This window comes from Effusibacillus pohliae DSM 22757 (assembly GCF_000376225.1).
In the GTDB taxonomy this organism is placed as follows: Bacteria; Bacillota; Bacilli; order Tumebacillales; family Effusibacillaceae; genus Effusibacillus; species Effusibacillus pohliae.
Map to the genome: position 1 here is coordinate 1 of NZ_AQXL01000067.1, position 7,592 is coordinate 7,592.

Genomic DNA, 7,592 nt, shown 5'->3' on the forward strand with positions numbered 1-7,592 from the left:
CATGGTTGGAAGAAGCAAGAAAAGCGAACCTTCCTTCACTGGACGAATGGTTTGCAAGCCAATTAGCTGCATAGTCACAGGCCTTTTCCATATTTTTTAAAAACCCGATATTGTCGGGTTATTTGGCATGCCCATTTTTTGAAAATGGCTTTCCAAGGTTAACAAAATAGGCGATTTTTGACCCATTCACCCCTTGTCCAGACTCGGATTCATCTCTCTAATTCCGAGCTACTATTTGCTTTCTGATCTTACTGTATGGTTTACATAACGTGTCGATCAATCTGTAACATCTGGCAAAAAAGAAAAAACTTGCCTCGCAGCGGGGCAAGTTTTTTGATCATGGATCAACTCGGCGTTGCGGCGCACATGGATGTGCGAATGCCGAACACGCCGCATTTGGGGCCCCCACTAAGTGCTTGCACTTAGTGGGGGGGTGGGCTATTGCGCCAGGTCTCGCTATGCTGGGCGATGTGGCGACTTTTTCTTTCTGTAGATGCTGTAGAGAATATAAAGCCCGGTCAGGACGAGCGCAATGATCATCGCTGGCTGCACATAAGGCTTGGCGATTTCGTTGATTTCTTTCCAGTTGCTGCCCAGTTGGTGGCCCAGATAAAGAAAGAAAATCGACCAGGGCAGGATCGCCAACGTGGTGTAAGCGGTAAATTTCCAGAACGGCATTTTGGCGATGCCCGCCGGAATCGAGATTGCATGGCGCACGACCGGAATGAACCGCGCCGTGAAAATCACGCCGGGTCCGTATCTGTGAAACCAGTGTTCGGCCATGTCGATCTGTTTTTTATGTATGAACACATACTTTCCGTATTTCTCCAAAAATGGCCTTCCCCCGTAATAGCCCGCCCAGTAAAGAAACAATTGGGCCAGCACGCCGCCGATCGTCCCCGCCACGACAGCCCCGGCAAAATTGATTTTGCCCAGCGACACCAGATAGCCGCCGTAAGCGAGCACGATTTCGCTCGGGATAATTTCAATCATCAGGCCAATCGCAACGCCGATGTAACCGAGATCTGTGAGCACTGACAACACATTATAAACAAACTCTTTCATGGTTCTCTCCCTTCCCTGCACTTGCACTATTATACAACATTTTGTTCGGAATGCGGACAGGTGACGGCCGCATTTTTTGATCATGGACGATCAACTCGGCGTTGCCCGCACGGACGCGGGCGGTTTTAGCCGAGTTTCCGCTGCTTGCTCCTTTTTGCCCTTTTCTCGGGCGCTCCGGCGTGGTACCCTAGTACGTGGCATTTTGGTTTGGACGGAGGGTGGTAGATTGCTGGGAATCGATTCGATTCTGCAGGGGTTAAATCCGGAGCAGCGGCAAGCGGTGGAGACGACCGAGGGACCGCTCTTGATCCTGGCTGGTGCAGGGTCCGGCAAGACCAGCGTGATGACCCGCCGCATCGCCTATCTGATGGCGCATCATCACGTGCAGCCATGGAACATTCTGGCGATCACGTTCACCAATAAGGCGGCGAAAGAAATGAACGAACGCGTGCAAAAATTGGTCGGGGAGCAGGCGGGCGACATCTGGATGAGCACGTTCCATTCGATGTGCGTCAAGATTTTGCGGCGGGAAGCGCAACGGCTCGGGTATGAAAGCAATTTTTCGATCCTCGATACAGACGACCAGATGGCGGCGATCAAGCAGTGCATGCTGGATCTCAACTACGACATGAAAAAATTTGACCCCGCCGCGATCCACTGGAAAATCTCGGCCGCCAAAAACGAACTGATCGGCCCCGACCAGTTCAGGCAGCGGGCGGGCAGGTCCCTGCTGGACACGGCAGCGGCCAACGTGTACCGCGAGTACCAGTACAAGTTGAACAGCATCAACGCGCTCGATTTTGATGACCTGATTTTCAAGACAGTGCAGTTGTTTGAAGAGCAACCGGATGTGCTGGAGGCGTATCAGGAGAAGTTCCGCTACATCCACGTCGACGAATACCAGGACACCAACCGGGCACAGTACAAACTGGTCAGCCTGCTCGCGGGCAAATACCGCAATCTGTGCGTGGTGGGCGATTCCGATCAGGCGATTTACCGCTGGCGGGGAGCCGACATTTCCAATATTCTGAACTTTGAACGGGACTATCCGGACGCGCGCGTCATCAAGCTGGAGCAAAATTACCGCTCGACCGGCACGATCCTCGACGCGGCCAACGCGGTGATCCGCCACAATACGCGGCGGAAGGAAAAAAATCTCTGGTCGGCCAAAGGAAAAGGGGAAAAAATCTCGATCTACGCGGCGCTCGACCAGGCGGACGAAGCGGCGTACGTGATCGCGAAGATCCAGGAGCATGTGGGTAAAGGCGGACAGTTCCGCGACTGCACCGTGCTCTACCGGGCCAACGCCCAGTCGCGGGCACTTGAGGAGGCGTTCCTGCAGGCGGCGATTCCGTACAAAATCATCGGCGGGATGACGTTTTACGACCGGCGGGAAATCAAGGACGTGATGGCCTATCTGAAGGCGATCTCCAACCCGCAGGATGAAATCTCGCTGCTTCGGATCGTCAATGTGCCCAAGCGCAACATCGGCGAGGGGACGATCAAGCGACTGCTCGATTTCGCACACGACAACGATCTGACGCTGCTGGAGGCGATGGGGAGGGCGGAGGAGGCGGATCTCGGCGTGAAGGCGACCGACGCGGTGAAAACATTCCATCTGCTGATGACCGATCTCCACTTCCTGCAGGAAGGGCTGACCGTCACCGAGTTTGTACAGGAAGTGTTAAAGCGAACTGGCTACCGGGAGATGTACGCGATCAGTCCGAAAGAGGAAGACCAAAACCGGCTGGAGAACATTGACGAGCTGCTGACCGTCACCCGTGCGTTTGATAGGCGGCGGCGCGGCACATTGGCCGATTTTTTGGCGGAAACGTCGCTTTTGTCCGATGCGGACAAGGAGATCGGCAAAAAGGACAACGCGGTGCATATGATGACGATGCACGCCTCGAAAGGGTTGGAATTTCCCGTTGTGTTTCTCGTCGGGGCGGAGGAGTCGATTTTTCCGCATGAGCGGTCGCTGGATACGCCGGAGGGGATCGAGGAGGAGCGCAACCTCTGCTATGTGGCGATCACGCGGGCGCAGGAGAAGCTGCATATCACCTATTGTACGGAACGGACGATTTTCGGCCAGGTGCAGATGAACGAGCCGTCCCGCTTTCTGACGGAAATTCCGGAAGAACTGGTGGAAAAATCGGGCGGCGACTTTCAGGTCGTCCCGCGTTGGGAAATCGGCCTGCGCGTACGGCACCCGCAGTGGGGTGTCGGCGTCATCATGGACATGAGCGGCAAAGACGACGAACTGGAGCTGGAGATTACGTTTCAATCAAAACACGGCACGAAAAAAATAAAACCGAAGCTGACGAAGCTTCGGGTGATCGAGAAGTAAAAGACGATCGCAGGTAACCGGAACTATTTTTTCGTCCCAAGCACCTTCGGGCCGCGCGGCGATGTGCCGTTGGCGTCCGGTTCCCTGGTGATGCCGATATTGTCAAAATCGGGCTTGTTGCCCGCCGCATAGACCAGTACGCCGTCGCCTTTTTCGTTGACACGAAATGTGCCGGCGTTTTGCCGTTGGCCGTTTTTCAGCAGCCAGACCTGGTACGCCTGCTCACCGGTCAATGGCGGGGCATTGTGCACTTGCACGATCAGCTGCACGCCGTTCGGGGTTTCCGCCAGATAGGCAACGCCGGCAGCGGCCGAATTTTCCCCCGTTGCATAAAGCGGGAAGGAGCGTTCCACCTGGGTCGGCGGCGCCGCAGATAGCGGGGCGATCGACAGCAATTGCCGGTACGCATGGATCTGCCAGACGGACACGGCCAAGGCGGCCGTCAAACCGGTCACCAGCCCGGTTGCCAGTTTACCGTACGGGTTGGCGAGAAACAATTGCCAGGCGGACTGCAAGACGGAAGCGGATGTGGACGGTGGAGCGAATGTCTGCATTGCAGCATGTTGGGCTGCGGGCGGTTTTGCCTCGAAGGCGGACTGCAATACGCGTTGCTTCAGATCGTTCGGAACCGCCGCCCGATCTGCTGCATAGGGAAGCGCGGCCAACGCCGGTTGCAGCTCGGCGATGTGCTGACGGCACGCGGGGCAATCGCGCAGATGCTCTTCAAACATCACCCGTTCCGCATCCGGCAATTCGCCGAGCAAATAGGAAAGACAATCGGAACAGAGGCGGTCTGGCTGTTGAATCATCGTCTTTCCTCCTCCCATTCTTGCAGGTGTTTCCGCAGCGTTTTCAACGCGGCGTGCAACCGGCTCTTGACCGTCCCGAGCGGCAGGCGGAGCCGCTCCGCCACTTCCGACAGCGCATACCCTTCCCAGTAGGCCAGCTGCAGGATGGCGAGCTGTTCCGGTTTCAGCCGGTGCAGGCTGGCCCGGACGGCAGCCGCCAATTCCTTCTGGGCAACAGCACCGGAAACATCGTGTGATGCATGCAGCGCGTCGTCTTGTTGGAGCGGCGGCACGACGGAAAACCGGTTTTTTCTGGCCCGTTGGCGCAGCGCGTCGATCGCCAGATTCCGTGTGACCGTCAAAAGCCAGCTGGAAAACCGTCCCCGTTCCACACTGTAGAGTTCCGGCGCTACCCAGATTTTTGTAAACGTGTCTTGCACCACTTCTTGTGCGAGCGCCGGTTCTTTCGTGATTTGCAGCGCCAACGAATAGGTCAGGGATGCGTAGCGCTCATAGAGCTCCTCCAGCGCAGTCCCGTCTTTTTGTTGCAGACGCTGCAACAGTTCCGCGTCGGTGATGGTGGACATGAAGCGAAAACTCCTTCAACAAATCCGACAATCGATTGATTGATAGGATCAAATGGGCAATAACGCAATCGCATCTTTCGCTTCCAGATTTTCAATCATTTCATACCAGGACTTCGGTTTGTTGGACAGAACCGAATCATAACGCCGTAAAAACTTCACGACAAGATCCGCTTCCAGTTGGTCGATCTGATCGTCCATCGGGAGAAAACAAAGGTCGAGTCCTGTTACCGCCTCCCCATCATTCTTCCAGGATGGGTGCACATAAGGAAAATCCAGACGCTTGAAGCCGAGGTGTGACAAGACTTCACGACGCACAAATGGATCCATCGGCTTGACCCCGCCAAATTCATGCTCCGCAACCCGATAAGGATCATAAATTTCGGCAAAAATCCCGTATAGCTGCTTTCCGTTGGCCGCAGCCAAAGCGAGCAGATCCTCCTGCCGCTTGCGGAACAGGAAACGGCCGATTCCCAATCCCGGTTTTCCAATGATCGTAAAATCGGTCATCGCAACATTCATATCTTTATAATACCGGTATTCGGTTGCTCCCACCACGTCTCCTTCATGAACGGCAGCAAACACGCGAATTCCCGGATCTTCCAGCGGCTCTTTCCAAAGCTCGAAGGCCAACACTTCTTCCGGTGGGAATACTTCCTGCATCAACCGGTGCATTTTCTTAAACAATGGGTCTTCGATACCTACAATTCTCCGATATTCCATCTACATCATACTCCTTTTTTGTGATTGTATGGGAGAAAAAGGATTTTTCCATTCCATAAGCGCGCCGTAATTACAGGATTCTTCATCCTCCAAATAGTTGGGGATCACCCGGACGGGGGTACGGCCGCAGCGAAGCAGGAAGGTGATCACAGGATCCTTCAGTTCGCCTTTCACCACAGCTTTCAGATATTGTTCTGCTGTCATCTCATTCGCTTTTTTGTGATAGCCGGGCATTCTTCCCCCGCCCAACAAGCGTTCCAACCCCTTGTGAACGACCACTTCATACATGGATAGCATCAGCCATTTTCCCAAACCCAATTTTCGATAGGCGGGGCGCACACTGATGTCGACGACGTAAAGGGTGTTTCCGTTCGGGTTATGGTTGCGGATATATCCGCCATCCGTTATTTCTTCCCATGTGTGTTCCGGATGGTTGGGATCAAAGTCCACCAGCAGACCTGTCATCGAGCCAGCTACTACACCGTTCACCTCGACGCATAAGGCTCCCTCTGGAAACAGAGTCACATGGTTTTTCAACTGCTCCGTGTTCCACCATAATTCAGGCGGAAACGGCGGAGGGAAGCTTTCCTGCTGGATACGAATCAGACTCTCAAAATCCTGTGCCTGATAATTTCGAATCACTGCCGGAACCGGGCGATCCTGATCGAATACAAACAACTCTTTCCGATACATTTCAATCCCTCCTCGCATGCAGAAGCTACCCGATTTTCATTTCCAGTCGGGATAAAGGTCTGTCCGGCGATCGCGCCAAGTCGTCACCGAACCGCTCTCACGAACTTGATACAACAGTTCCAGATCCAAATCAGCAGTCACCACCATATCGTGATTGATTTCCCCTTCCACTAAAATGCCACGGGGCGGGAAGGGAATATCATTCGGGGTGATGACGGCTGCTTGCCCGAAATTCGCCCGCATAAAATCGACAGTGGGAAGGGAGCCTACAGTACCTGTCGTCACCACGTATACCTGATTTTCCACTGCTCTCGCGTGACTGGTATACCGCACCCGGTGAAACCCGTGACGGTCATCCGTACAAGAAGGACAGAAAATGACATCCGCTCCCTTGGCCCTGACGATTCGAACGATTTCAGGGAATTCAATGTCATAACAGGTCAGCATCGCAATCGTGCCCTTCTCGGTCTCGAATACTTGAATGCTTTCGCCGGGGGTCATGTTCCACTCCTTGACCTCCGTTGGCGTGATGTGCAGCTTCGGCTGTTCGGCGACTCTGCCGTCCGGATAGAACAAATGAGCGACGTTATACAATTTGTCTCCTTTCCGGATGACATGGGTTCCCGCGATGATATGCATGTTGGTTTGTTTGGCCAGATTCGTAAATAAAGAACGATATTGCTCTGTGAAATCAGGCAGGTCTTGGATCGACAAGGATTGCCCTTGATGATTCCCGATCGACATTAATTGGGTGGTAAAAAATTCAGGAAACAAAACAAAGTCCGCAGCAAATTCCTCGGCTGTTTTCACATAATGTTCCACTTGCTTGGCAAACTCTTCGAAATTTTGTATCGAATGAAGATGGTATTGGACTGCTGAGACTCTCAGTTTCATAAGGATCCTCCTTTTGTCCGTTACAGGCTCTTGTTACTCTAGTGATTATAGCGCCATGGATATAATGGATATAAGTTATAATGAACGATATCGTAATTATTGAGCATTTTATAGTCTGGAGCAAGTACATACCTTTCTGTAATTTAGTATCCAAAAGGATAGTGAAGGGAGGAAGGCTTCCACATGGGAGACGCAGCATTTAGACGGGCGGTGGAAACCACGTTAAAGGTCATCGGCGGCAAGTGGAAACCGGTTATTCTGTGCCATCTGCAAGAGGGAACGAAACGATTTGGCGAATTAAAGCGCGAAATGCCCGAGATCAATCCGAAAATGTTGACGCAACAATTGCGTGAACTGGAGCGGGATGGGATCATCCATCGCCATGTATATTGTTACCGCTCACGCTATTTGGCGGCGAGTGAGCGGTTTTTTGTCATGTTCAATGTCGGAGGATTCTTCGGATGATTGTCGTATCATGATCCGTATCGTAACGACAAT

The 7,592-nt window shown here is 53.2% G+C and carries 7 protein-coding genes and 1 pseudogene; 2 read left to right on the forward strand and 6 right to left on the reverse strand.

What is annotated here, in order from left to right:
- Positions 1-456: 456 nt before the first annotated feature.
- Positions 457-1,065, reverse strand: coding sequence for a DedA family protein (locus tag C230_RS0101400; protein WP_018130291.1), 609 nt, complete (start codon positions 1,063-1,065; stop codon positions 457-459).
- A gap of 226 nt (positions 1,066-1,291) precedes the next feature.
- On the opposite strand from C230_RS0101400, the gene pcrA reads away from it, so the two are divergent.
- Complete coding sequence (gene pcrA, locus C230_RS19065; protein ID WP_018130292.1) at positions 1,292-3,412, forward strand: DNA helicase PcrA; 2,121 nt, start codon at positions 1,292-1,294, stop codon at positions 3,410-3,412.
- A 23-nt stretch (positions 3,413-3,435) separates the two neighbouring features.
- Here the strand turns inward: pcrA and C230_RS0101410 are convergent, their stop codons facing one another.
- Genes C230_RS0101410 through C230_RS0101430 form a run of 5 tightly spaced genes read right to left on the reverse strand, consistent with a single transcriptional unit; the run spans position 3,436 to position 7,094 of the window.
- A complete protein-coding gene (locus tag C230_RS0101410; protein WP_018130293.1) occupies positions 3,436-4,221 on the reverse strand; it encodes an anti-sigma factor in 786 nt (261 codons plus the stop codon).
- Entirely contained in the window at positions 4,218-4,787 is a 570-nt protein-coding gene (locus C230_RS0101415) for an RNA polymerase sigma factor (RefSeq protein WP_018130294.1), read from the reverse strand. Before C230_RS0101415 ends, C230_RS0101410 begins: the two co-directional genes overlap by 4 nt.
- Before the next feature lie 48 nt (positions 4,788-4,835).
- Positions 4,836-5,507 (reverse strand): hypothetical protein, encoded by a 672-nt coding sequence (locus tag C230_RS0101420; RefSeq protein WP_018130295.1) that lies wholly within the window; start codon positions 5,505-5,507, stop codon positions 4,836-4,838.
- Positions 5,508-6,200 (reverse strand): GNAT family N-acetyltransferase, encoded by a 693-nt coding sequence (locus C230_RS0101425; RefSeq protein WP_018130296.1) that lies wholly within the window; start codon positions 6,198-6,200, stop codon positions 5,508-5,510.
- 36 nt (positions 6,201-6,236) lie between these two features.
- Positions 6,237-7,094: a carbon-nitrogen hydrolase family protein gene (locus C230_RS0101430; protein ID WP_018130297.1), complete on the reverse strand. Its 858-nt coding sequence runs from the start codon at positions 7,092-7,094 to the stop codon at positions 6,237-6,239.
- 183 nt (positions 7,095-7,277) lie between these two features.
- Between C230_RS0101430 and C230_RS19070 the strand changes: the two are divergent.
- Positions 7,278-7,484, forward strand: a pseudogene (locus C230_RS19070) (winged helix-turn-helix transcriptional regulator); the annotation flags it as partial.
- Between the last annotated feature and the right edge of the window lie 108 nt (positions 7,485-7,592).